The organism is Alteromonas australica, from assembly GCF_000730385.1.
Classification (GTDB): Bacteria; Pseudomonadota; Gammaproteobacteria; order Enterobacterales; family Alteromonadaceae; genus Alteromonas; species Alteromonas australica.
The window spans coordinates 1,290,085-1,315,443 of sequence record NZ_CP008849.1; the positions used below are offsets into that span (position 1 = coordinate 1,290,085).

Below are 25,359 nucleotides of genomic sequence, written 5' to 3' on the forward strand. Positions count from 1 at the left end.
CAATAACACGTAGGCTCAGTCGCTCCGCTCCAATTTTAGCCTACGTGTTATTGCCCCTAAGTTGGGCGTTATATGCTTTTTGAGAAGCCATGAATCATATAGATGAATTGTATAGAGTTTTCCTAGGTAAAATCTTGAACGAAGTCGCACAAGAGTGTGATTCTTTCAAAGAAGTAACGAATGGCACTCTCGCGCATTTTGATGGGTTTCCTTACGAGTTTTGTTTAGTATCTTTTTTTGAGTGTGTTTGGGTTCGAGCTGCTCAATTAGGCCTTGACCTTCCAAGTGAATCTGATTTTCAAAAAGACTTTGATCAGTTTCGTCACTGTCTTATGCAACCATGGCCTATGGAAAAAATTCAAAAATGTGGCTTAACTTTTAAGCAAGTTGGAACTACAAAAATAAAGATAAAACAGAGGTTTAAAATAGAGCGCATATAACAAACACATTAAGTCGCTTCGCTGGGACAGTAACACGTGGGCTCTGTCGCTTCGCTCGGATTTTAGCCCACGTGTTACTGCCCCTTATGTGGGTGTTATAAGCCACAGGGAATTTGAGCTTGGCAATATTATTTATAAGTGTATTTGTTTGTACATTTTTATGGGTTGAACTTCATTACTATGTAATCAATCGGTACGGAAACAGAGCGGCCTTCGTTTTGTCGTTAGTAGGGTTGCTTTTGGGGTTTCTCTACTCATATTTTTCCTCATCATCAACGTACGCGCGAGAAACAAAGCAAATAGCCCTCATAAGCTTCAGCGTAATAGTATTTGTAGTTCCAATTATCGTATGTCATTTTTTAACGTGGCTTACTCGAAAAAATAGTCCCAATACACGTCATGTGATTTCTGCTTTATTAGCATTTATTAATTGTTTTCTATGGCCTTTTTTTGCTTTAGTTACCGGTTGCTACGTGCAATTAGATTGTATTTAATAGGGCTTATAACAAACGCATTAACACTCGCTGGGCTCGCTAGGGACAACAACACGTAGGCTCCCTGCGCTTCGCTTGGTATTGTAGCCTACGCATTTTTGCCCGTTATGCGGGTGTTAGAAGCCAAGGAGAATCATGGCTCGTCGTTCAGAGTTCAAGGGAATTGTAAGAAACTTTGCTCATATGCTAAATAACCGCAATAACGATCATCTTGGCTACTGGGCTATGGGACAACTATGCTTACTTGCAGAGCAAGAAAACATCTCTTCTGTCTCAATCAATCTGTTAGAAGTAGAATCTAACTGTGTTGAAAATAGCCTCGATCCAATTTCTAAAAGCATGCGCAAATTGCTTATTGAAATGCTGAATTCTCATAAAATTCCCTCATCATGGCTTAGGTCAGCCAATGTTACCTTTAGTTTTAATGAGCAATATCAAAAGCAGTATCACTATCGACGTTCAGCTCTAGGCTCACCTTACATTTTAACGTTGGAAGTCACTTCAGACTTAGGCAAGGTGTATAAACAAACATTTGGTGGTAATGTAAACCCACACGATCCTCGTAGGGAACAACGGCGTGCAGGCTTCTAACAAAAAAATTAAGTCACTCACTTCGTTCGCTGGGACGCATACACGTGGGCTGCTTCGCCATTATTGCACACGTGTTTGCGCCCCATATTTGGAAGTTATAAGACAAAGGAAACTCAGTGAACAAGGTTGTTATCAGTATCCTTTCAATATTACTCCTGCTAACCAACGTGTTTTGGTTTTATCAGAGTTTGGATAACGGTGTCTCTTTAACTTACATGGAAGCAAGCCTAGAAACCCAAACTAAAATATCGGAGCAACTGTTCGTTCTAACAAATGCGCAGCTCATAGGTAAAAGCGTCAACGAAGTTAATAATATTGTTCCACTGGATACTTATGGCTCTCGACCATTCATAAAAGATGATTGCTTATATTATGGTAGCGTATGCCTAATTGTTGGTACCAATGGCACTATTCAGGGTTTTAAGTAACATGTCTTATAACAAAAAAATTAAGCTCGCCCGCTGCGCGGACTGGGACGCAAACACGCAGGGCGGCTTCGCCATTATGCCCTACGTGCCTGCGCCCCTTATTTAAAAGTTATACGAAACCATAGTCATGCTTTACAAATATAGATCATTAGCTAATTTCAAAAACTTTGTAGACATAATCCTCAACAATCGGATATATGCAGCACCTTATTATGATCTCAACGATCCAATGGAGGGGCTATATACATATGACGAAGGGGCTATAAACGAGGAGATGGTTGAGAAAATAAAAGGCGAAAAGGGAAAGCTCAGAATATGTTCACTTTCTAGACGTGCTGACAGCACTCTGATGTGGTCACATTACGCTGATAGTCATAGAGGTGTAGTTCTAGGAATAGAAGTTAATAAAAAATATGAAGTAAGACCCGTAACATACGAAGGGCTTTCATATGTTAAGCATGCGACAAGGTTTGGCGGCCATGAAACAGCAAAGAATGTTTTGACCTGTAAGTTAGAACCTTGGGCTTACGAAGAGGAAGAGCGGGTATTCGTTTCAGACGGTCAATACGCTAGTGTAACAATCGAGGAAGTTGTACTTGGATCGAAAATGGACACTCGAACAAAAAGTTTAGTGAAGAAATTAGTAGCTAAGATAAATGCTCGTATTTTGGTTAGCGAAGCAAATGTTCAAACGATCGTATAACAAATCAATTAACTTCACGCCTGCGGCGTCGGACGCAGCAAAGCTGCGCCGGTTATTGAGGCGTTATGTGCTTTGGTCGTAAAAAGGATTTTAGATATGGAAGAAACACTTAACTCACTCACCAATCTTGTACTTACTATAAGCCTAATTGCCGTAGTCTCAGTATTTGTAGGCCATGTTTTTGTTAGAAAGGCTCTGCTGGCGAAAGGTAAATCGCATTCGAGTAGCAAGATTATTGGTAGCTCTGTAAGTGTATTGCTTTTATTAGTTTTTTCTTTCTTTTTCGTAATACCTAGGTAACTATTAAGTTACGTCAGCACATAACAAAAAAATCAAGTTCGCCCGCTGCGCGGGCTGGGACGCTAACACGCAGGGCGGCTTCGCCATTATGCCCTACGTGCCTGCGCACCTTATTCAAAAGTTATGTAACTCGGAGAATTCAACATGGAAAGTGATTTTATTGTAATAGGTGCTTTAATATTGGGTATTGTGATCGGAAGATTTTTTACCTCAAATATTAATTACCCTTCAAAACATCTTGAGAATAAAGTTGATGCAATTATCGATCATTTAGGTGTAGATTTTAAACCTTATAAAAACACACCTAAAGAAGTGCTTTCTGCGCTTGATAGCGGAGAAAGAGTTAAAGCTATTAAAATTTATCGACAATTTTCTGGTGTAAGTTTAAAGGAAGCATCGGAAGTAATTTCATATCTCGAAAATAATCGAACTAACGCTACATAACAAGGCCATTAAGTCGGATTCGTAACAGTTGGCTCGGTTCCGCTTCGCTTCACATTTTAGCCAACTGCTACTCACCGCTTATGGCGGTGTTATATGCTAATTGGTATTTAACTCATGGAAGAATATTTTGCTGGCCTAAGAAAAATTAAGCTTCGTTCTGACAACGTACATGCTGCTCGTTGGCCATGCTTTTATTTAGTATCAATAGGGATCTTTCTTGGCTTCTTGTTTCCGCCGTTGGGTTTTATTGCCCCACTATTCATCTATCTTTTTCTCTTTTTATTACTTCGATTGTCGTTATCAACCTGCCCACGTTGCAATAAGCGCTTTTATTCCTTGTTAAACATCATATTCAAGGGTAGTTTTTATTCAAAATCAGGAATGTGGGCTGTCTCGTGTAACTCATGTGGCTTAAAGTTAAGCGAGCTTCCGGAGGTTAACGAAATCGCCATCAGCTCCCACAAAGACGAGTGGTTTAAATGAACAACGCATATAACAACTCAATAAACTCACTCACTTCGTTCGCTGGGACGCATACACGCAGGGCGGCTTCGCCATTATGCCCTTCGCGCCTGCGCCCGTTATTAAAAAGTTATGTACTTAAGGAAACATGAACCTATTATTTGTTTGTTCAGAAAATCGTTTGCGTAGCCCAACCGGTGAAGAAGTCTTTTGTGAATATGAAGGAATCAACGCAATCGGGTGCGGCACAAATGCAGATGCCGAAACACCGCTTTCAGGCGACCTTATTGAATGGGCTGACGCCATCTTAGTTATGGAAAAGTCTCACAGAAACAAGGTCGCCAAAAAGTACAGAGATTTACTTAATGGTAAAAAATTGGCTTGCTTAGACATACCAGACAATTACGAGCGCATGCAGCCCGAACTCGTTCGCCTTTTAAAAAGTAAGGTTCCAAAGTTTGTGCGGTTGTAATTGGCACGCACATAACAAAAAAATTAAGTCACTCACTGCGTTCGCTGGGACGCATACACGTGGGCTGCTTCGCATTATAGCCCACGCGTATGCGCCCCTTATTTAAAAGTTATGTGCCATGAGAACATTCAGCGATAAAACAAGAAAGCTAATAATCGCAAGCATTACCGCACCTATTGCAATTGTCCCAGCGCTATTTATACCGCTCGTTATACATGATGTAGTCAATTCTCTATTTAATCTTGGTCAGTCAATATATTACAGTATGCTTGCAGCTATACCTGGTTGGGTAGTCGCACAGGTTTTGACGTTAGTTTTTGGGTTACCGCTTGTTATTTTTTTACAGCGTAGCAATAAATTCAGACTAGTTTATTTGTTGCCAATAAGTGCAATACCAGCTCTTCTGTTTTTTTCAATTAGTGGTTTTGGGTTAACAATCACCTTGATGTATATTTACTTTTCAGTTTGCGTAGCATATACATTCTGGTTCACTTATTGGAGGGTGAGCAATGGCACATAACAAAGCACTCAAGCACGCTCACTTCGTTCGCTGGGACAATTACTCGTTGGCGGCTGCGCCATTTTCGCCAACAAGTAATTGCCCCTTAGTTTAGTGTTATATGCCAGTGAAAAATTTTAAGTTTCAGCTGTTTTTAATTAGTTTGCTAGCTTTGGCCTCTTGCGCAAAGGAAACACGCGTAGAAGAACGATTAGTGTTTTGGAAAAGTGAACTATATAAAATTATTCCTACTGGTACTCCGCAAGAAGAAGCTTTAAATAAACTAAAAGAAATAGATTCAGAAGCATTCGTAAATTTGTTATCGGGAAATATTTCTTCTAAATTAGAAAACATAGAAGGCAATGGTATCCCCTGCAAAGATTGGGTTTTAGTGGCTACAACAGAAATCCAAGACAATGCTGTCATCAAACATTCAATCTCTAGTACGGGGCGTTGTTTATAGAATGGCATATAACAAAAAAATTAAGTCACTCACTGCGTTCGCTGGGACGCATACACGCGGGGCGGCTTAGCCATTATGCCCCACATGCCTGCGCCCCTTATTTAAAAGTTATGTGCCAAGGAGGTTATATTGAATTTTCCAGATGATACAGATGGTGACGTTTTAAGAAGTCTCGATGAATCTGGATTCGATTTTTCTAAGCCAACAACGATAGATTTCAATATCGACTTTGTCTCTTGGCCTCCTCATCCGGATGCAATTTCAAAGCTAAAAGAATTTGCTGGTGCAGTTGAAATTTACGAGCCTGACGAGGAATATAGCGGTTATGTCTTATTTAACATCCACCAAATTCTCTCTTATGAGTTGGTAATAGATACTCAGGAAAATGTTACCACTCTCATGGCCGAGTATGGCGGCGTTTGCGAATCTTGGGGTGTTTTTAGCTAATGGCACATAACAAAAAAATTAAGTCACTCACTTCGTTCGCTGGGACGCATACACACAGGGCGGCTTCGCCATTATGCCCTACGTGCCTGCGCCCCTTATTTAAAAGTTATAAGCCAAAGGAAATTATGAGATGGACTCTCTTTTTATCACGTATGCTGCATTAGCAATTTACTTTGCACTAAGCATAGCCATATCAGTTTTCTTGGCGAAACGAGATGATTTAGATAACGTACAAAAAGTTGCTCAAATCTTTCTCGCTTGGCTAATTCCTTATATAGCTGCAATTGCTCTTTGGCAATTTCACAAAAGCCAAGATCGCCCAATCAAGCCGCATTCTGAGTTTGGTGGTGGCCCTAGAGATAGTAGTAACGCTGGCTCGGATGGTAATCATTAACAATGGCTTATAACAAAAAAATTAAGTTCGCCCGCTGCGCGGGCTGGGACGCAAACATGTGGGCTGCTCACTTCGTTCGGATTTTAGCCCACATGCCTGCGCCCCTTATTTAAAAGTTAGGCGTCATTTACTTACAGCATTAAAATGTTGGTTCAGTTGTGACATTCCGCCATCAAGGTTATTTCTCTAGGCTGTCTTTACGGCTTACTTTTTTCGGTTGTTTCAACGGCTTTAGCAACGCGCTTTTCATCAACATCGCAACGCCAACATTCAACATCACCAGCTTTCTAAACTCGCTCTTTTATCCAGCAATGCCGTTAACATCTGGCTTTTCGCACAGGGTTGTTTTATCTTAAATTCAATAATTTAAACAAGCTGGCTAATTGGTTAGTGGTGGCAGCAAAGCTGCGTACTTTCAGTTGTACGCCTAACAAAACGCTCAAGCCACTCCCTCCGGTCGCTGGGACGCTAACATGTGGGCTGACTCACTTCGTTCGGATTTTAGCCCACATGCTAGCGCCCCTTAGCTTAAAGTTATGCCCTTGGATATCTATGCTCTTCGAATCATTAAATGAATCTCACGCAAGTAAATTGCTGGCGTTCGAGTTAGAAAACCGAAAGCACTTTGAGTCTTTTATCGAACCAAGGAGTGAAAGCTTTTATTCTCTTTCTGGTGTTCAAAAACACATAGTAGATCTTCAGAACCTTTCGGGAGAGTCATTCGTTCTTCTCGAAAATGGCGTTGTCCTTGCCCGGGCCAACATTAAGAACATTCAGTCCAAAGGAAGCGCAGAAATCGGTTATCGCGTTGGAAAAAGCGCAACAGGCAAAGGTATTGGCACTGCATGCGTCAAACATATTGTCAGCATTGCCAAAGAACTCGGCCTAAATTGTCTTTCCGCTTTTGTAATCAACAACAATCCAGCTTCAGAAAAAGTTTTGTTAAACAATGGATTTCATTTAGATTTATGTATACCAAATGGTTTCAAGCATCTGGGAAAATCATTTCATGGTTTTAAATATCTACGCGCAGTGGCATAACAAATCAATCAACCCACTCACTGCGTTCGCTGGGACGCAAACACGCAGGGCGGCTTCGCCATTATGCCCTACGCGTCTGCGCCCGTTATTGAAAAGTTATAAGACAAAGGAAACTCAGTGAACAAGGTTGTTATCAGTATCCTTTCAATATTACTCCTGCTAACCAACGTGTTTTGGTTTTATCAGAGTTTGGATAACGGTGTCTCTTTAACTTACATGGAAGCAAGCCTAGAAACCCAAACTAAAATATCGGAGCAACTGTTCGTTCTAACAAATGCGCAGCTCATAGGTAAAAGCGTCAACGAAGTCGATAATACTGTTCCACTGGATATTTATGGCTCTCGACCATTCATAAAAGGTGATTGCTTATATTATGGTAGCGTATGCCTAATTGTTGGCACCAATGGCACTATTCAGGGTTTTAAGTAACATGTCTTATAACAAAAAAATTAAGCTCGCCCGCTGCGCGGGCTGGGACACAAACACGCAGGGCGGCTTCGCCATTATGCCCTACGTGCCTGCGCCCCTTATTTAAAAGTTAGGTACTACAAGGAATGTGTTTTGAATAAAATCGCTATAATAACGGGTGCTAGTCGCGGTATTGGTGCGGCGACCGCCCAAGCACTTTCTGAGAGCGGCTATAAAGTTTGCATCAACTACTTGAGTAACAAGGATGCAGCAAATGAAGTATGTTCATCTATAGAAGCCAATGGCGGCGTAGCCATCAATTATCAAGCGGATGTTTCTGCTGAGTCAGAAGTGATAGATATGTTCGAGTTCGTAAACTCCGAATTAGGAACTGTTACACATTTGGTTAATAATGTCGGTATACTCTTTACTAAAACCGAATTCTCAAACATCAGCGTAGAACGCTTTAAAAACGTGTTAAACGCCAACGTTATTAGTGCCTTCCTTTGCTCCAGAGAATTTGTAAAACAAAGTTCAAATTATGGCGCAATCGTCAACGTTTCCTCTGCGGCATCACGCACTGGCGCTCCATTTGAATACGTCGACTACGCCTCTTCAAAAGGTGCAATGGATTCCTTTACAAAAGGATTGTCTTTAGAATTAGCCCCAAAAAATATTAGAGTAAACAGTGTTCGCCCAGGGTTCATCCATACCGACATCCATTCAGATGGTGGCGAACCAGATAGAGTCACTCGCCTCAGTCCTCAAATTCCAATGAACCGAGGCGGCACTGCCCAAGAAGTCGCAGATGCTATAGTTTGGCTGTTGTCAGACCAAGCATCCTATGTAACGGGTTCATTTATTGATATCGCGGGTGGAAAGTAGTACCTAACAATCTCATAAACTCGCTCGCAAGCTCGCTGGGACAAAAACACGTAGGCTCCCTGCGCTTCGCTTGGTATTTTAGCCTACGTACTTTTGCCCGTTATGCGGAGTGTTATACGCTTAAAGGTTGAAATGGAATTCCACACTGATATTTTGGGTAAAGAGAAGTTACTCACTGAAGTGGCAGAAATAATATCGTTCTTCACTTCAATTGGGATTAACTCCTGCCAAGTTATGCTAGGTTTCGGCTGGGGTATTAACTATTACCAGTCAAATGAATGGTCAAAAGAAGAAGTAAAACTCGACCTTCTACTCGCATTCATCGAAAAAATCGAAAATGCGACTTTGGGCGAAATTGGAAAAGATGATTTGCTTATTTGGGTTAGTAACACAGAATTTAAGCTGTGTAACGATGGCGACATCCATTTACTTTGCTCAAATGTAACAGAGGAACAAGAGCACTTTTTGAAGCGTTGGCAGCAAAAAGGATGGAACGCAGTCAAATTTTCTTCGTAGCCGAAACGCGTATAACAAACCACTCAAGTCGCTCGCAGGCTCGCTGGGACAGTAACACATGGGCTCTGTCGCTTCGCTCTGATTTTAGCCCATGTGTTACTGCCCCTTAGTGGGGTGTTATGTAGCACGATGAGAATTGAACTCCAAGAACTGAAAGAAGAAATGATTGCCCGTGGCGTGAACGAGTCAATCTATGCAATAGACACCCTTCCATCTTACGAAGGATTCTGTATTTATGATGCACGTAGTGAAATTGAAGTATTCTATTTTGAGCGCGGGAACCGCTTTGAACTACAACGTTTCAAGGATGTTCAAGAAGCAATAACATGCTTCAAGCAATTGGTTTTTAATGAGAAATAGGCTGTATTGGGCTGTGCAACATAACAACTCAATAAACTCACTCACTTCGTTCGCTGGGACGCATACACGCAGGGCGGCTTCGCCATTATGCCCTACGTGCCTGCGCCCGTTATTGAAAAGTTATAAGGCGTCAGCCTAAACTCCATTTGGCTTTATAAAAATCCTAGTACAACTACCTTCACCTTTTCTTTTTAGCATCGCTTTGGCTTGTGGTAGGTCTAAATCCGCCGCGTTCAATTCAAAGGTTGCGCATTAGGCGCTTTGTCGCCAAGTTGTTATTCGACGTCAACAAGCGCCAATGCGTTCGACAGTTCAAATGGCGGCTAGCTTCAATCAAATCAAAAACATCACTGCACAGTCGTTTCGCTTGTATGTCTTAACAATCAATCGTATGCTGGCATCAACAGTTTTTAAAAATACCAAAGGAACTGGCTATGCTTATAACAAACGACTATGGTGTCAACTCAAACATTAAGCCGCTTTTTCTTCCCATATTACACCATCTCTAACCATTGAGTTTAATATGACAACCATCTTCCTAACACAGGCAATGATGGCGACTTTTTTCGGCTTACCTGCGGCTACCAGCCTCTCATAAGTGGCTTTAAATTTAGCGTTGCATTGCATCGCTGACATCATTGCCATAAACAAAACGGTTCTAACTTGGTGTCGGCCACCTTGAGTAACTTGCTTACCTTTGTAGCGACCGCTTTCCTTGTTCATTGGTGCGACGCCAACAAGGGCGGCCACTTGTTTACTATTCATCATACCAAGCTCTGGTAAATAACTGATGAGAGCCGCAGCTGACACCTTTCCGATCCCTGGCATACTTTGAACCAGTTCACTTTTTGCTTGGTATTCTGGACAGCTTTCAATTAAGTAAGCTAATTCGCCATCCATCTTTTGAATTTGCTTTTTCAACACTGTGAGTATTGCCTTTATGCTTGATTGAACGGTTTTCGGCATAATTTGAAGACGATTTTTCTCACGGGTCTGCATCTCTAAAAGCTGATTTCTGCGGGCTACAGTGTCAGCCATCTTCTGAATGTTCTCGGGCTTTAGTGTCGACAAGGCAGGTTGAATTACCTAACTAAAATGCGCTATCAACGCCGCATCAAGTTTATCCGTTTTAGCTTTACGGCCAATGGCGCCAGCAAAGCGTTTAACATGAATAGGATTTACGACACTAAAAGGTAATTCTGCTTTAGCACAAGCACTCACAAAGGCCATTTCGTAGCGCCCTGTTGCTTCAATAACAATACGAACAATCGTTAATTTTCTTAACCTTTTTAATGCCTCACCAATCCCTTTCTTATCATTGCTCACTTTTAAGTATTCGCCCAACGGACGAATATGTATATCAAGAAAATCCTTACCTACATCTTCACCCACGTTTATGTTTTGCACTACTGATTTTTTCATAATAAGCTAACTCTGGTTTGCTAAATGCGAGCTCGAGGCCCAGTCGACTATTCGAGTATGTTGCTTGGAGCACTGTGCGGTGTTCTTGTTTGTTATCGGTCTCTCAATTGAGGAGCCTTCGCTAAATCGAACTGCCACACAGCCAACTTTGGTTGCAGCCAAAGTCTGGGCCTCACTTTACCCATCTTTGAAAAGGAAATATGGTGTATTTAGGGAAGAATTATCCATACAAAACACTAAAGGCGCTCGCGCTGCTCGCTGGGACGCTAACACATGGGCTGCGTCACTTCGTTCCTAATTTTAGCCCATGTGTTATCGCCCCTTAGTGGGGTGTTAGGCATATATTGATGATTAGAGCTACTTCAGCTTTCTTAGCCTTCATTGGCTTTTCCTCTTTCGCTACAGAAGACGTGCATCCACCTGTCTGGAGTCAAGACAAAACCGCCGTTGCCTTCTGCGAGAATAGTGACACCTCAGTTTGTTATGTTATTTGTAATGATAAAGTTGCAAATGTAAGTCCGGTAGAAAGAGCAAACCTCGGAAAAATTGGGCATTACAAATATGAGAAAATCGTAACTTATCCAATTAGCTGGGAATCAAATAATAAGTTTGGTTGTATGTTTTGGTTTAAAACTCACGCATGGGTTAATGGTCAACGTCATACCGTTAAGGAGCTCGTAGCAGTATCTGATGGTGTGTACAGTGGGAGATAAAATGCCTAACAAACAAATAATGGCCGACGCGCAAACAGCGCGCGCCGCATATTCGAAGCGTTAAGGCTCAATAATAAATCAGGATTCGAGATGGAAGAAAGTAAAGTATTCAAAAATATATGGAGATTCAACGCCATCGTCATTATGTTGGTTGGCGTCCTAGGCGTTGCTCTAGCTTTATTTGCTTGTATTATGATATTTAAAGAAATAACACGTGACCGCAGCGTAAGAAATATCGTCAATATAGAAGAGTCTCCAGCAAAAAAAGAGGAGTGGCAGCTCGGTGGTATTACAACCATTAGCGGATCTGACCTTTTTATGATTCCGCTTCATTCAGAACAAAGCTATTCTAGAGGTTCCTACAGTAAATCTGCATCCTCGACAAGGAACCATCTATTTATTGATGTTATCAACAATAAAAAGTATTGGTTATTTGGCAAAAATGATTATTTGATTACGCAAACTAATCAGCTACCAAATACAAGGTATGATGAGCAGTCTAAAGATACGAAAGCAATTCTTTACTATGTGGTTAAATCCGATACAAATAATGATAAGGCACTAACTTCTTCCGATTTACTTACTGTTGCAATATCAAAACCAAACGGTAAAGGTTATGTTGAACTACTAAAAGATATCGACTTTGTTAATGGGTACAAAACCGTCAACGAAAAGTCTGTGATAATAGTATTTCAAAGAGACAATATCGGTTATTCGGCAAACATTGATTTAGAGAGCTTGTCAATTTCAGGTGAGGAGCAACTTCCCAGTGTGCAGCCTTAACAAAACAATCAACCGGACTCCGCTAAGCGTGGTTCGCTTTGCTCACAATACCACGCTTAGCTCCGCTCGGTTATTGTGGCGTTATACGCTATGAGCATCAAGGATAGAAATGCAGCTTAAAAAACCTAAGTATCTTCTCATTACTCAAAAGTTAGGGCTTAAGTTACCACTAGTTTGGTGTGGTTCAGCGTTCTTAATCGGCGTGTTTACTCAAGAAATAGCAGCTGCAATCTTCATTTCATTTTCATCTTTTTTCTTAACTTGGCTTACTTGCAAACTTTCAGGCTTTTTCTTCAGCTTCCAAGAACACAGCGGCATTCTAAAAAACCATACTTACGACAACGTTATAAAAGCAATTTGGTTTATAACTCTGTTTTGCCTCGTAGTGAATTTCTTTAAATCTCTACTCATTAAAACAGGAAGTGAAGCATTCTTGGGCTGTGTATTTTCAATCGTTTATTATGCCTTTATGCTTTCTGCATCAAACCGCTGGGGTATGTACTTCGTTGAAAAACGCGTATAACAAAAAAATTAAGTCACTCACTGCGTTCGCTGGGACGCATACACGCGGGGCGGCTTCGCCATTATGCCCCACATGCCTGCGCCCCTTATTTAAAAGTTATATTCCTCGAGAAATTAATGGATAATATTGACTCTTTAAGAAAACAATACAAATTGGATATCGAATCACCATTTACTCTAAGTCTTCGTGGTGACAGTGTAACTTTTGACGCGCTAATCAAAGGTTTCGGAGCCCCAAATGGAATGATTATTTCTAAAAGTGGTCAATTGTTACAAAGCTATCGTGATGAAATTTCATCCCTTGGTTATGGATATTCAAGTTTCAACATTTTCGGTAATATCGGATTGGAAAGCTTTTATGAGCTTTTAGAAGACTGGGGTAAGATTGACTAAATTATTCACTCCTTTTTCTGAAACGGAATATAACAAATACATCAACCGGATGTTGGCAAGAGCAGCCATCACCGGTTATGTAAGGTGTTAGAAGTGCCAGAAGGATCTGCAAATGTCTTATTACAACTCAACTATTTTAAAGACCGCTGCAAAAGTTTCTTTTCTACATATTTCGTGGCTTGTTGCCTTAATTGGAATTCCGATTGTATTTTTTAGAGATGGCCTAGATTTAGTAGAGAAAGCACTATTGTTTAGTGGGTTATTGTTCTTTTTTTGGTTTGTATATTTACTTTTTTGCATTACATTTCATAGGCTAAGCATGCGAAATGAGCATAACAAGTTTGGCTATCTGGCAAAGGATGACCTCGAAAAAGGTAAAGAAGTTGGTACACATTTGGAGGGTTGGTAGCATGGCACTTCTAACAAAGCGCTTAAGCCACTCCCTTCGGTCGCTGGGACGCCTATACGCGGGGCGGCTTCGCCATTTTACCCCACGTATCTGCGCCCCTTAGCTTAAAGTTAGGCTTTCAGGAAAGTTATGAAGTATCTACAAGGGTTAGTATTTTTAATTGCTAGTTCAGCTAGCGTTTCAAATGCAGAAACAATATACGATGAATCTAGGGATAGAAATATCCCTATAGAGATTACACGCCCCAAAGTAGCTAAGAACTGTAAAGAAGAATCTAAATGCCCAGTTGCTCTGTTGAGTGCTGGCTATGGCGTGTCTCATTTAAAATACACATTTCTAGCTAATCAGCTTAATGACTTAGGTTACCTCGTTGTAGCTATTGGACATGAACTACCAAATGACCCACCATTATCGACGTCAGGAAATTTGTTTGAAACTCGAAGTGAAAACTGGCGTAGAGGCGCTCAAACTCTGGATTTTGTTAAGTCAATTTTGAGTAAACGTTTAGCTTATTATGACTTTGATAATTTGCTCTTAGTTGGCCACTCAAACGGTGGTGATATTTCTTCCTGGTTGGGGAATGAAAATAAGCCTTACATTAAATCATTAATTACTTTAGATCATAGGCGTGTTCCTTTGCCTAGAGATACAGATATAAAAGTATTGTCTATTCGGGCTAGCGACTTCCCAGCAGATCAAGGTGTTTTGCCTTCAGAATCAGCGCAAGGCAACATTTGCGTAGTTAAAATTCCAGATTCTCGACATAATGATATTTCGGATTACGGTCCCGACTGGTTAAAAGATAAAATTAATTTATTAGTTCGTGGTTACTTGCTTGAGCAGTCGTGTTCGGCGCTTAAGAAAGCCTAACAAAGCCATTAAGCATAAGGACACAAAAAGCTTGGCTTGTGCTCCTTCGTCGCTAAGTCTAGCCAAGCATTTTGTGCCGCTTATGGCGGCGTTATGTGCTAAAAAGGAAATAAATTGGCATCACCACCTTTAACAACAAGAGAATATGCTTACTTCAAAGTTTTCGGCGAAGGTAGCTGTGAACCTGTTACCAGCATACTTAACATAAAACCGTCTCAGTGTTGGTCAGAAGGTGACCTGGATAGCCGCAGAAATAAACCGAGACGATCAATGTTTTGGGCTCTTGAAAGTGGACTAGATGACCGTGAGCCAATTGAAAATCATATTTCTAAGTTGCTTGGTGCTTTAGAAGCGAAATCAAACGAATTAGCAAAGCTAAAAGATAAATATAAGATACTCATTCAATGTGTAGGTTACTTTCCTGCTTCTGAGCATGGGCTACACTTGCCGGCAAGTACCCTAAACACTTTAGCAAAGCTTAAATTAGCCATAGACTATGATTTTTATTTCGTAAGCGACTACGAGCATGAGTTAGATTGATGTTTTGGGGCGCACATAACAAACGCATTAACACTCAGTGCGCTCGCTAGGGCCAAAAATACGTAGGCTCCCTGCGCTTCGCTTGGTATTGTAGCCTACGTATTTTTGCCCGTTATGCGGGCGTTAGCCACTAAAAAGGATTTTTCATGGATACAGGTTTTCTAATACTTTCAATATCCTGCCTAAGCGGCTTTATATATTTAATCATTGGCTATCTGCTTACCTTTAAGCAAAAAGCGGATGTACTTAACGGTATCGACTTTTCTAAAATTGCCGACCTATCTGCTTTCTGCAAATACGCTGGCAATAGCTTTTTATTATCTGGTGTAGTACAAATCTTAGTTGGGCTGTTGGCTTACTTAGCTTATTTAAACCTTTTGCTGTTCGTAGCTATTTATGTTTTCTTCTCGGCATTGCCCATTGTTAATGTCGTCAGAACTATGCGCAAATTTCAAAAAAGTACTTCGTAAGTGAAACGCGGCTAACAAGCCAATCAACACACTCACTGCGTTCGCTGGGACGCATAAACGCGGGGCGGCTTCGCCATTATGCCCCACATGTCTGCGCCCGTTATTGGAAAGTTAGAAGGCGTCAACCTAAGCTGCGTTTGGCTTAATACAAATATCAGTTCAACCTCCCTCACCTGTTGTTCGCAACATCGCTCCGGCTTTAGGTGCTTTTAACTTCGCTGCATTAACTTCAAAGGTCGCGCAATAGGCGCTTTATCGCCAAGTTCTTAATTCAATTTAGCAAGCGCCATTGCACTTGGTAGCTCAAATGGCAGCTTGCTCCAGTCAAATCACCAAACATCACTGCACTGCTGTTTTACTTGTTTGTGTTAATAATCAATCGTATGCTGACTTAATCTGTTTTTAATAAGGCCAAAGGTACAGGCTCTGCTTCTAACAAAGCGCTTAAGTCACTCCCTTCGGTCGCTGGGACGCCTATACGCGGGGCGGCTTCGCCATTATGCCCCACGCGCCTGCGCCCCTTATTTAAAAGTTAGTTCTTCAAGGAAAGATTGATGTTTGACGAAAAATACATAATGACAGGCCTGATGACTATGGCCTTGATCGCTGCATGGCAAAAGCCGAGTTTGTTTAGAGAACATATCGTCAATAAAATAATGTTTTTGTCACTAGCCACATTAATCTTATTTGCTGTTTGGACATTGGCTTTAGATATTGCTTTTGGTGTATTACCATCGTCTCTAACTGAAGACCAAATCAAAGAAATAGAAAAGAACTTTAAAGCGATTTCGATTCCAATTTCTTGGTGGGTATTCGACGGGATTATGTACGTGTCTGTCTTCGTTTTAGATTGGCTTGCGAGCGTATCACTAGCTCATGAGAAAAAGAACTAACAAAACGCTGTTGGCACTCCCTTCGGTCGCTGGGACGCTAACACGTGGGCTGACTCACTTCGTTCGGATTTTAGCCCACGTGCTAGCGCCCCAAAGCTTAAAGTTAGAAGGCGTCAGCCTAAACTACTATTGGTTTAGCAAAAAAACAGCACAACTACCCTCACCTGTTTTTTTCAAACATCGTCCGAGCATTGGTGGCTTTAATGTCGCCGCTCTTACTTCAAAGGCTGCGCAATAGGCGCTTTACCGCCAAGTTCTTATTCGAGGCCAGCAAGCGCCATTGCACTTGGTAATTCATAGGGCGGCTTGCTTCAGTCAAATCAATACCATCACTGCGCTGCTGTTTTACTTGTTTGTGTTAATAATCAATCGTATGCTGACTTTATTAGTTTTTAAAAAGGCCAAGGGAACAGGCTCTGCTTCTAACAAAGCGCTCAAGTCACTCCCTTCGGTCGTTCGGACGCAGTTACGCGGGGCGGCTTCGCCATTATGCCCACGCAACTGCGCCGCTTAGCTTAAAGTTATAACTCAAGGACGGCTCAGTGAAATATAAGAACTTCAAGCCATTAGTTCATAATTTTACCCACTCGTTTGTGGGAGGTTGTAACTATCTTGATGGTAAATTTATATTCGAAGACCTTTTTGAGTTGGCTGGGAAACGCAAAGGAAGGAAAGTCATCGTTCAATGGCTCCCTCACACAGAACAGCAAGATCCCGAACTCTCAGATCGAGTTAAAGACTCTATAGATTTTTACTTAGATTGGCTGCCTGAAATGGCTTCAAATCTGGGTGTAGAAGTGGAAAAACTTACGGATTACCGGACAGAAGTATATGTGACACTTCTCAGAAGTATTTGCGTTAAGGCAATTGCTCATGATGACCGAGGTAACGAGTATTCATACATCATCAGAAATTGAGTTATAACAAACGCATTAACACTCGCTTCGCTTATGTGGACTCCCCATAGTCAACAACTATTTTTACCGTTCAAGATGTAATGCGTGCTTATGTACGAGTTCATAATGGGAAGCTATCCCGGCTCTATGATATTTACGCGAACTTGATGCCACATCTCGCTGGCGGGCTTTTATGCCCTGAGCGCAGCACTGGCTTACCAAGCTGATTTTTATCTTGTATGCCGCATTTAGTTGTTAACTTAAAACTAAACTAAGCAGATAATAGCTCTGCTTTGTAATCAGTTCCGTTGCGTAGCAACGAAAATGCTGTTCTAACTGTTTTGTTGGCCAGCGCTACAGCTGCACAACGTTTACCTCTCCGCTCTACTAGCCCTTTAATCCATTCATCTTTCTTCGTTCGCGAATCACGTTTAACCGCCTGGTTTACTGCTGACATCGCACCTGCGACCAAGTTAGCGCGCAATGACGAGTTCCGTATATTTTTACCTATAGACCCCAAACGCACTTTACCACCTGAAGAATGTTGTATTGGCGTTAAACCGATACACGCAGCAGCGTCTCGGGCTTTTTTGAAAACGCCTAACTCACAACAACCTAGCGCTATGTACAGGTTAACCGCATTTGTCGGGCCAACACCTTCTATCTTCATGAGATTTTTGCAAGCTTCTGATGCTCTGCTGGCTCTAGCTACACTCTTTTCGTAGTGTTTTACGAGCTCTATACTCTTGAGATATTGATGCCATGCCGTGTGTAATGCCTCTCTGAATATCGCGCTAAATCCATTTTCTGCATCTTCCAATATCGACTGTATTGCACTGTTCAACCCCGCATCTGTTGGTGACAACTTAATGTTGAACTCTAAAAGTAACGAACAGAGTTGATTCCCGTAAGCAACTTTATGCTTTACTGATAGTTGATGCATACGGACAAGTGATTGAAGCTCCTGCTGCTCCTTAGACTTCCCGCTAATAAAATTCACGTTACTAAGTTGTGATGCCTGTAAAACCGCTTCAGCATCGTTCTTATCAGTCTTTTGGTTTTGACGAATATTCGATACAAGCTTAGCTGATATTAAACGGGCATCATGCCCGTATTCACGCGCACATTGATACCAATAATTTGACGTCGCACACGCTTCAAAAACAACTGTCATTGGTTTTTGAGTGGCTAGCCAATTAGAAAAAGCAGTGGGCGTCATCGGCATATTACGAACTATCTTATTCGATTTGGCGACACAAACCTGGATCTCTTTTTTTGCTAAATCTACACCAGTGAGCATATTATACATAGATGGACTCCTATCTAACCTTTGTGTGTGACAACGTAAATGTTAGACCAACCTATTAGGTTGGGGAGTCCAATTATCTCGCTGGAAGTTAACAATACAAGGAGAGTCCGTTGCAAATTTTGCTATTCATTTTACTTTTGTGTTCATTTTCTGCTTCTGCGAATGTATTCGAAGATATGAGGTGTGGTTCATATGACGCTTCAAAATATCCGAATAAAACTGAATTTAAGGGAAGCACGGAGCGAGAGGTATCGGAAACTGGAGTAAATGAATTTTTTGACGAATTAGGGAAGACCGATTCATCACAAAGGCAGTGGGTATTTAAATTAGTTGATAGAACAACGGGAAAATACAAAAAATCTTTTCCTCGTCGTTCTCCAAACTCAGAAAATGATATTGCTATTGAGCATCAAATTATACAACCAGAAATCATCATTATCTTAGGTGATAAGATAATAACGGGCAGTAATAATGGAGAGTTTGGTGGGGAACTAATTTTAATTGATGAAAACGATAAAGTTACCCTAATTAAAGAAATGAATGTCGAAGACATTTATGAAATGCCATTCGGTTTAGTGGTTACATCTGGTTTAGCCCATATGTCATGGAATTACGGCGATATTCATTTAATAAACTCAAACTTTGAAATCGAGAAATTATATAGTTTAGTTGGTATGCCTAAGTCATCTTGGTTGCTAGATAACGGAGATTTACTCATTAATAGTTATCCAACAGGCTCACAGGTTTTGACTAAAAGTGGTTATTTGAAACGTGTGCAATGTATTGCTAACAAGCCACTAAAGCAGGACTCGTAACCGTTGGCTCGGTTCCGCTTCGCTACACATTTTAGCCAACAATTACTCGCCTCTTAGTGGGGCGTTAGGTGCTAAAGGTAACAATGATAAGACTTTTGTTTTCTCTACTTCTTTTTACTAGTCACCTTTGTGCAAGCGATGAGCCCCAGAATTTTTGGCGTTTGAATATCTATGATAATAGTGGTCAACTTACCTCTAATGCTGTTATTAATCTTACTAAAACCCCAGCTAATGCGTGTTTAGATGGCAAATGGTTTCAAGTAAAGGTGCTAGAGTTTGACGCAATGGAAGCTGAAACTTTTCCTTTCACTAACCAACTTTCATATAGATTTGATGGCAACAAAATACTTTTAGGTAGAAATAATAGATGCGATTCCTATGCTCAATTAGCAGGAGAACTGAATGGCAATACTATATCTGGTAATTATTTTTCGTTTGGCTTAGGTTGGTCAAAAGACCTCGGGACATTTAGCATGTCTAAGGTTGATATCTAGTCGCACCTAACAAATCAAGTAAGCGGGACAATAACACGTGGGCTCCCGTCACTTCGTTCCGTATATTAGCCCACGTATTATTGCCCCTTATTGGGGGGGGGTATGTGCCATGAGTAACAGAAAGTTTAGTCTCCAGTTTAGAGTCTTACTTATGCTTCTAGTCATTTTAGTAACAATGGTAACCTTATGGAATGCGTACAGTTGGCTTCATGTTGGTAACTTGGTGTGGTGGAAGTATTTTCAAGTATTTACTGGGCCTTTTGTTATTTATGCTTTCAGTGTGGCGAGTATCACTGGAAATGAGCCAAGTTGGTTATCAAAAAACAAGGAAAGCAAAGTTTGAAGGTATTTTATGCTCTTAAATAAACTTAACGCATTAGCGGCAAGGGCACATAACAAAAAAATTATGTCGCCCGCAGGCGGGCTGGGACACAAACAGCCAGACGGCTTCGCCATTATCGCCTGCCTGTTTGTGCCCCATATTTAAGTGTTAGTTGCTAAAGGAGTTTTGCATGGCAGTCGAATATATTACTGCATTTAAAGATGTCTGCTTATCAATAGCAGCAATTACGACTGCATTCGTTGCGATTAGTGGTTTAAAAAGCTGGCGAAAAGAACTTCGTGGTAAAGCTGACTTTGAAGTCGCTAGGGGTTTAATTCGTGCCACTTACAAATTACGTGATGAACTGACTTATAGTCGCTCTCCTTTCACAAGTGCGAATGAATTCCCTGAAGGCTACGATCCTTTAAATAAAACACCGGAAAAAGAAGCTGAAGCTTGGGCATATATCTTTACTAATCGTTGGAAACCAATTTCCGATGCTGTTCAAGAATTTGAAGCTCAAACACTTGAAGCTGAAGCTTTATGGAGTAAAAGCATCAAAGATATAGCGTTTGAACTTAGGCGTTGCTCTCGAACTCTTCGAGTTGCTATGGAAGCAATGGTTTCTAATACGGCTAGTGATAATGAAGATTTTAAGTCCGACAGTGAATTTGGTGAAAAAATAAAATCAGAAATTTGGCAGGGCTGGGGCGGAAGTAAAGGTAATGATGAACTTGGTGATAAAATTTTAACCGCTGTAGAAAATATTGAAAAAGAGTTAAGACCACATTTAAAACGCAACTAACAAGGCATTTAAACGGAACTAAAACAGTGGGCTACGTTCCGCTTCGCTACACAGTATAACCCACAATTTTAGTCCGCTTAATGCGGCGTTATACACCTAATCGTACCATTGTATTTTATTCAATCTAGGAGATATATGGATAAGCGTTATCAAGTTTTTGTAAGTTCTACTTACGCTGATCTTCAAGAAGAAAGGCAAAGTGTTTTGCAGACCTTAATGGAGATGGATTGTATACCAGCAGGAATGGAATTATTTCCTGCTGCAGACGAGGAACAGTGGGAGTTTATAAAAAGAATAATAGATGATTGTGACTATTATTTACTCATCATTGGCGGGCGATATGGATCAACTGCACATGATGGACTCAGTTATACCGAAAAAGAATTTGATTATGCGGTAAGCAAAGGTATTAAAGTAATTGCCTTATTACATAAATCTCCAGATGACTTACCTCGCTCTAAATCAGAGCTTGAAGAGGAAAATTATCAAAAGTTACAAAATTTTAGAGAAAAAGTGAGTGATGGACGTTTAGTAAGGTTCTGGAATGATGCTTCTCAATTGCCTGGGGAAGTATCTCTCAGTCTAAATAAGACTATGAGGTTATTCCCTGCAGTTGGTTGGGTTAGAGGTGATTCTGCAGCCTCCCCTGAATTGCTTCTTGAGATAAACGAGTTACGTAAACGCAATGATGAATTGCAAATACAACTTAATGAAACTCAAGACTCTCAACCACTAATTCCAAGAGAAGAGCTTGCCGATTGGGATAGTTCTATTGATATAAGTGGAACTTACAGTCTTTATGCAAGGAGAAGGGGCCAAAATACGCAGTACTGTAATTGGAAAAACACAGTTACATGGAGTGAAATTTTCGGAGCAATTTCTCCATTCTTAGCTGATAAAGCTTTTGATAGTGATGTGAATCGGTTTATTGCGGAGCAGTTTAGTAAAGTTGATTGTAATAATGTGAGTTTGTCTGCTCTAGTTATAGAAACTCAGGATTTATATACAATAAGAATTCAATTTTTAGCTCTAGGGTTGATTGAGATTGATAATGAGCATCCACAAGCTCAATGGTATTTAACTGAGCTAGGAATGCAGACAATGCTTAAATACAGAGTTGTCAATAAAGGTGTATAACACATATGAGCCTCTGATAAGTCAATAGGTACTAGGGATCTTTTGATCACTTTTTCAAGATCAATCCAAATCTCTGAGCTAAGCCGTATACTTCATCTGTCATATTGGCTGTTAAGTGATCGCTTACAGCAAACACATATAGAGGCTCTCTTATGTGATCTCATCACAGCCTGTTGTTTCATCATCCCTGATGATAACAGGGGCACTAGACATTCATCGGTTAACCCAGTGTAACGCAGCTCAGATAAACCTAGGCTCAACCCAGTTTTGCATGCGGTTGTTACTATGCGAGCATAGTAAACGCATAGAAAAGTTGTAGAAATTATCAACGAAATAGTAGTAAGCTATTGAAATTAATAAGATATGGATATTTTGGGCAATGACTTTTATCGGTTGTTACAATGAAGTCTGCGAATTAAGCTGTTAGGCTCTCGAACTCTCCAAGGATAGATTATGGAAGATAAAAAAAACTACTCCTCTGACTCACCAGTAAACGAGAAAAATCAGGACAGATTTTCTCGCTGGAAGTTTTCTGAAAGAATCGCCCAAGTGATATCTAGGCGAAGTGATCCAAGTAGCATTGTTATTGGGCTTTATGGAATATGGGGCGACGGTAAAACATCTGTACTCAACTTTATCGAAAGATCACTTCAAGCTGATGAAAACGTAATATGTATAAAATTCAATCCTTGGCGGTTCGGAACAGAGGATGAATTATTAACTGGATTCTTTTTTGATATAGCTGAAGCACTAGATGCAGAACTTATAAAGACAGGAGACAAACTTAAGGATTTTCTCAAAAAAGCAGCACCAGGTGCTGGCGCAATTATGGGAGCAAAGGGAGCAGGAGATGCTGTAGGTTCATTTATTTTAGGCCCAGATATAAATGAGCTAAAGAAGAGAATAGAGCGTGAGTTAGAGTCAGCAAAAAAACGAGTGCTAATTTTAATCGATGATGTAGATAGATTAGAGAAAACAGAAATTCACGCTCTATTTAGATTGGTGAAATTAACTGCAGATTTTAAATATACATCTTATATATTAGCGTTTGATAAAGATGTTGTAGCCTCATCTCTACAGGATCGCTACTCTAGCTCTGCAGGCGACGCAGGTGAGGCATTCCTAGAGAAGATAATTCAGGTACCGCTGCACTTGCCTACCGTTGAAAAACAAGTATTGCGAGAGTTTTGTTTCGAGGGTGTAGATGAAGCAATAAACATTGCAGAAATTTCAATATCACAACAGCAAGTCCAAGAGTTTGTTCGAGACTTTAGTGGCGCATTTGATGATTGCTTAACCACGCCTAGAAAAGCCAAGCTGTACGGGAACACCTTAATGTTTTCTCTACCGATTCTGCAAGGAGAGGTAAACCCGGTAGATCTAATGCTTTTAGAGGGAATAAGAGTGTTTTGTCCTTCGCTATATGAAGTGCTTAGAGTAAATAAAGCTTTGTTTACTGGCACTTTTCGAGACAGCCAATACTCGAATAAGGATAAAGAAAAAGGTCATATCAAAAATTTAATAGACGGTGCACTTAGCTCTGGTAGAAACATTAACAAGGAAGGTTTCATTGATTTATTGAAAAGCATGTTTCCTAAACTTCAATCTGTTTACGGAAATATGAGCTATGGTTCAGACTGGTATGAAAAATGGAATAAAGGACAGAGAATTTGTTCTGACAATTATTACTCCAGATACTTTACCTATGCTATCCCAAGAGGTGATATTTCTGATAAAGCAATTCAGGAGTTAACTGATGATAGTGAAAAATGGGAAAAAACGTTCGATTTCGAAACCAACCCATTGAATCAAGTGTTAAACACTGCAACAGCCGAAACCTTGATTAAGAAGCTGAGACATAAAGCAGGTGAAATAAGCCCCGATGCTTCAATTGCTTTGGCTGTGGCTCTAGCTCAGAAGTGTGATGAATTTCCTAATCCTGAAGTTTTATATAACTGGTCTGTTCCTTTTTCTCAAGCGGCCATCCTTGTTAGCGATTTAATACAGAACTTAGATAAAAAAGCTCGAACAGATTTAGCAAAAACCTGTATTGATTCAGCACCTGTACTGGATTTTAAACTTGAAATATTTAGATGGCTAAAAAGAGAAGAGGAAGACAAGCCTGAAAAAGATGCTTTTTCTGAGTCCTGCATAGATGAAATTGGTAAGCACTTGGGATGCGTCGTTTCTAAGATACTTGAGGATAATAATGATGTAACCACATTAGCATCCAAGTCCATACCTACAATTTTCTATACATTGAATAAATTTGTTAGGAGTGACTATGTTAATGAATATGTGGCTAAATCAATATCAATAGAAGCTGAAACGCTTATCAGAATACTTGATTCATATGTTCCAACTGCGTGGGGGATGGAATCTGGCATCTCTCATAAGTCAGATTTCGAACGGGATCAATACAACAGCTTAACAAGTCAGTTAGACGCCTCAATAATAATGGATGCTATTCAAACCCACTTCCCTCAAGCAGTTAATAATTCTGATGATTTTCCAAGGATATACGATGAAGATGCAGAAAAAGGTGATATGTTTTTGAAGCAATTTGTTTGGCTACATCAATACGTATTAAATGAATCAGAGAAAAAAGGGGAGTCTGATGAAGGTGAATCACAAGCCTAACAAGGCAAATGTTCGGACTTGTAAAAGCTCCGGCTTCGCCTCCACTTTTACAAGCCGCACATTGCGGCGTTATGTTCTTAGAGGAAATTTATGGAACTGAAGGATTTTGTTCAAGAAAGTTTGCTTTCCATTATTGATGCGGTTCACGACGCTCAAGACAAGGCAATGGAAAAAGGCGCAATAATTAATCCAGGTGGCCTTACAAGAGGAACTCAGAACTTAGAGGCTAACTCTGTCTGGGATAACACAACTAATAATTATGCGAGAAATGTAAATTTTGACATTGCAATTACTGCAGAGGATCAAGCAAAAGGCGGTGCAAAAATCAAAGTTTTATCAGGTTTACTCGGTGGTGATGTTGGCGGAGAGAAATCTTCCAAGAACTCTATAGCAAGCAGAATACAGTTTAATGTGCCTATTTTACTCCCATCAATAAACGTCGAAGATGATGAGGCTAGAGCCAAGTCCATTGTTGTAAGCAAGAGAAAACGAACATAACAAACCAAGTCAGTGGGACACTAACACGTAGGTTCCCGTTACTTCGTTCCGTATTATAGCCTACTCGTTATGCCCCTGTTT

Annotated in this window: 32 protein-coding genes and 1 pseudogene; 31 read left to right on the forward strand and 2 right to left on the reverse strand. The window is 40.5% G+C overall.

Translation table 11 applies throughout. The features are described from left to right. The first annotated feature begins 89 nt into the window (after positions 1–89). The 14 genes from EP13_RS05625 to EP13_RS19225 all read left to right on the forward strand — a co-directional run bounded on the left by EP13_RS05625 (position 90) and on the right by EP13_RS19225 (position 9,347). Positions 90–440 (forward strand): hypothetical protein, encoded by a 351-nt coding sequence (locus EP13_RS05625; RefSeq protein ID WP_044056441.1) that lies wholly within the window; start codon positions 90–92, stop codon positions 438–440. Between the two features lie 629 nt (positions 441–1,069). Then, positions 1,070–1,525, forward strand: coding sequence for a hypothetical protein (locus EP13_RS05630; protein WP_044056442.1), 456 nt, complete (start codon positions 1,070–1,072; stop codon positions 1,523–1,525). Positions 1,526–1,641: 116 nt separating this feature from the next. Beyond that, positions 1,642–1,953: a hypothetical protein gene (locus EP13_RS05635; RefSeq protein WP_044056443.1), complete on the forward strand. Its 312-nt coding sequence runs from the start codon at positions 1,642–1,644 to the stop codon at positions 1,951–1,953. 127 nt (positions 1,954–2,080) lie between these two features. After that, positions 2,081–2,656, forward strand: coding sequence for a DUF2971 domain-containing protein (locus tag EP13_RS05640; protein ID WP_052364296.1), 576 nt, complete (start codon positions 2,081–2,083; stop codon positions 2,654–2,656). A 444-nt stretch (positions 2,657–3,100) separates the two neighbouring features. Continuing rightward, positions 3,101–3,400 carry a hypothetical protein gene (locus EP13_RS05645; protein ID WP_044056444.1) on the forward strand — a complete coding sequence of 100 codons (300 nt, stop codon included), beginning with the start codon at positions 3,101–3,103 and terminating at the stop codon, positions 3,398–3,400. Positions 3,401–4,010: 610 nt separating this feature from the next. Further along, positions 4,011–4,334 carry a low molecular weight protein tyrosine phosphatase family protein gene (locus EP13_RS05655; RefSeq protein ID WP_044056447.1) on the forward strand — a complete coding sequence of 108 codons (324 nt, stop codon included), beginning with the start codon at positions 4,011–4,013 and terminating at the stop codon, positions 4,332–4,334. Positions 4,335–4,954: 620 nt separating this feature from the next. Further along, positions 4,955–5,296, forward strand: a complete 342-nt coding sequence (locus EP13_RS05665; RefSeq protein ID WP_044056449.1) for a hypothetical protein — start codon at positions 4,955–4,957, stop codon at positions 5,294–5,296. Positions 5,297–5,425: 129 nt separating this feature from the next. Then, entirely contained in the window at positions 5,426–5,743 is a 318-nt protein-coding gene (locus EP13_RS05670) for a ribonuclease E inhibitor RraB (protein ID WP_044056450.1), read from the forward strand. A gap of 130 nt (positions 5,744–5,873) precedes the next feature. After that, the gene (locus tag EP13_RS05675; protein ID WP_044056451.1) at positions 5,874–6,137 is read left to right on the forward strand and encodes a hypothetical protein; all 264 of its coding nucleotides are present in this window, start codon (positions 5,874–5,876) and stop codon (positions 6,135–6,137) included. Positions 6,138–6,689: 552 nt separating this feature from the next. After that, positions 6,690–7,178, forward strand: a complete 489-nt coding sequence (locus EP13_RS05680; RefSeq protein ID WP_044056452.1) for a GNAT family N-acetyltransferase — start codon at positions 6,690–6,692, stop codon at positions 7,176–7,178. A gap of 117 nt (positions 7,179–7,295) precedes the next feature. Beyond that, the gene (locus EP13_RS05685) at positions 7,296–7,607 is read left to right on the forward strand and encodes a hypothetical protein (RefSeq protein WP_044056453.1); all 312 of its coding nucleotides are present in this window, start codon (positions 7,296–7,298) and stop codon (positions 7,605–7,607) included. Positions 7,608–7,739: 132 nt separating this feature from the next. Beyond that, positions 7,740–8,471: an SDR family oxidoreductase gene (locus tag EP13_RS05690; protein WP_044056454.1), complete on the forward strand. Its 732-nt coding sequence runs from the start codon at positions 7,740–7,742 to the stop codon at positions 8,469–8,471. Positions 8,472–8,603: 132 nt separating this feature from the next. Beyond that, a complete protein-coding gene (locus EP13_RS05695; RefSeq protein WP_044056455.1) occupies positions 8,604–8,987 on the forward strand; it encodes a hypothetical protein in 384 nt (127 codons plus the stop codon). Positions 8,988–9,116: 129 nt separating this feature from the next. Continuing rightward, positions 9,117–9,347, forward strand: a complete 231-nt coding sequence (locus EP13_RS19225) for a hypothetical protein (protein ID WP_044056456.1) — start codon at positions 9,117–9,119, stop codon at positions 9,345–9,347. A gap of 471 nt (positions 9,348–9,818) precedes the next feature. On the opposite strand, the pseudogene EP13_RS19050 reads toward EP13_RS19225, so the two are convergent. Further along, positions 9,819–10,769: pseudogene (locus EP13_RS19050) on the reverse strand (IS110 family RNA-guided transposase). Positions 10,770–11,116: 347 nt separating this feature from the next. Between EP13_RS19050 and EP13_RS05710 the strand changes: the two are divergent. The 10 genes from EP13_RS05710 (at position 11,117) to EP13_RS05760 (ending at position 17,279) form a co-directional block, all read left to right on the forward strand. Next, positions 11,117–11,482, forward strand: a complete 366-nt coding sequence (locus tag EP13_RS05710) for a hypothetical protein (protein ID WP_044056457.1) — start codon at positions 11,117–11,119, stop codon at positions 11,480–11,482. Between the two features lie 90 nt (positions 11,483–11,572). Continuing rightward, the gene (locus tag EP13_RS05715) at positions 11,573–12,265 is read left to right on the forward strand and encodes a hypothetical protein (protein WP_044056458.1); all 693 of its coding nucleotides are present in this window, start codon (positions 11,573–11,575) and stop codon (positions 12,263–12,265) included. Between the two features lie 109 nt (positions 12,266–12,374). Continuing rightward, on the forward strand, positions 12,375–12,788 hold the full coding sequence (locus EP13_RS05720; protein ID WP_044056459.1) for a hypothetical protein: 414 nt from the start codon (positions 12,375–12,377) through the stop codon (positions 12,786–12,788). A gap of 116 nt (positions 12,789–12,904) precedes the next feature. After that, entirely contained in the window at positions 12,905–13,180 is a 276-nt protein-coding gene (locus EP13_RS05725) for a hypothetical protein (RefSeq protein WP_044056460.1), read from the forward strand. Between the two features lie 112 nt (positions 13,181–13,292). Continuing rightward, positions 13,293–13,589, forward strand: a complete 297-nt coding sequence (locus EP13_RS05730) for a hypothetical protein (protein WP_044056461.1) — start codon at positions 13,293–13,295, stop codon at positions 13,587–13,589. A 129-nt stretch (positions 13,590–13,718) separates the two neighbouring features. Next, positions 13,719–14,459 (forward strand): alpha/beta hydrolase, encoded by a 741-nt coding sequence (locus EP13_RS05735; RefSeq protein ID WP_044056462.1) that lies wholly within the window; start codon positions 13,719–13,721, stop codon positions 14,457–14,459. A gap of 114 nt (positions 14,460–14,573) precedes the next feature. Next, positions 14,574–14,999, forward strand: coding sequence for a DUF4279 domain-containing protein (locus tag EP13_RS05740; RefSeq protein ID WP_044056463.1), 426 nt, complete (start codon positions 14,574–14,576; stop codon positions 14,997–14,999). 146 nt (positions 15,000–15,145) lie between these two features. Then, positions 15,146–15,469, forward strand: coding sequence for a hypothetical protein (locus EP13_RS05745; RefSeq protein ID WP_044056464.1), 324 nt, complete (start codon positions 15,146–15,148; stop codon positions 15,467–15,469). Positions 15,470–16,023: 554 nt separating this feature from the next. Then, the gene (locus EP13_RS05750; RefSeq protein WP_044056465.1) at positions 16,024–16,362 is read left to right on the forward strand and encodes a hypothetical protein; all 339 of its coding nucleotides are present in this window, start codon (positions 16,024–16,026) and stop codon (positions 16,360–16,362) included. Positions 16,363–16,904: 542 nt separating this feature from the next. Continuing rightward, positions 16,905–17,279: a hypothetical protein gene (locus EP13_RS05760; RefSeq protein WP_044056467.1), complete on the forward strand. Its 375-nt coding sequence runs from the start codon at positions 16,905–16,907 to the stop codon at positions 17,277–17,279. Positions 17,280–17,529: 250 nt separating this feature from the next. On the opposite strand, the gene EP13_RS05765 is transcribed toward EP13_RS05760, so the two are convergent. Beyond that, positions 17,530–18,567: an IS110 family RNA-guided transposase gene (locus EP13_RS05765; RefSeq protein ID WP_044056468.1), complete on the reverse strand. Its 1,038-nt coding sequence runs from the start codon at positions 18,565–18,567 to the stop codon at positions 17,530–17,532. Between the two features lie 110 nt (positions 18,568–18,677). Here EP13_RS05765 and EP13_RS05770 point away from each other — a divergent pair, with 110 nt between their 5' ends. The 7 genes from EP13_RS05770 (at position 18,678) to EP13_RS05800 (ending at position 25,278) form a co-directional block, all read left to right on the forward strand. Then, positions 18,678–19,382 carry a hypothetical protein gene (locus EP13_RS05770; RefSeq protein WP_044056469.1) on the forward strand — a complete coding sequence of 235 codons (705 nt, stop codon included), beginning with the start codon at positions 18,678–18,680 and terminating at the stop codon, positions 19,380–19,382. Positions 19,383–19,465: 83 nt separating this feature from the next. After that, positions 19,466–19,876, forward strand: a complete 411-nt coding sequence (locus tag EP13_RS05775; protein ID WP_044056470.1) for a hypothetical protein — start codon at positions 19,466–19,468, stop codon at positions 19,874–19,876. A gap of 352 nt (positions 19,877–20,228) precedes the next feature. Further along, positions 20,229–20,363 carry a hypothetical protein gene (locus tag EP13_RS19360; RefSeq protein ID WP_269746859.1) on the forward strand — a complete coding sequence of 45 codons (135 nt, stop codon included), beginning with the start codon at positions 20,229–20,231 and terminating at the stop codon, positions 20,361–20,363. A gap of 25 nt (positions 20,364–20,388) precedes the next feature. After that, positions 20,389–21,003: a hypothetical protein gene (locus EP13_RS05785; RefSeq protein WP_044056472.1), complete on the forward strand. Its 615-nt coding sequence runs from the start codon at positions 20,389–20,391 to the stop codon at positions 21,001–21,003. Between the two features lie 135 nt (positions 21,004–21,138). After that, a complete protein-coding gene (locus EP13_RS05790; RefSeq protein ID WP_044056473.1) occupies positions 21,139–22,140 on the forward strand; it encodes a DUF4062 domain-containing protein in 1,002 nt (333 codons plus the stop codon). Between the two features lie 453 nt (positions 22,141–22,593). Further along, positions 22,594–24,780: a KAP family P-loop NTPase fold protein gene (locus EP13_RS05795; protein ID WP_044056474.1), complete on the forward strand. Its 2,187-nt coding sequence runs from the start codon at positions 22,594–22,596 to the stop codon at positions 24,778–24,780. A gap of 90 nt (positions 24,781–24,870) precedes the next feature. Next, positions 24,871–25,278 carry a hypothetical protein gene (locus EP13_RS05800; RefSeq protein ID WP_044056475.1) on the forward strand — a complete coding sequence of 136 codons (408 nt, stop codon included), beginning with the start codon at positions 24,871–24,873 and terminating at the stop codon, positions 25,276–25,278. Positions 25,279–25,359 lie beyond the last annotated feature (81 nt).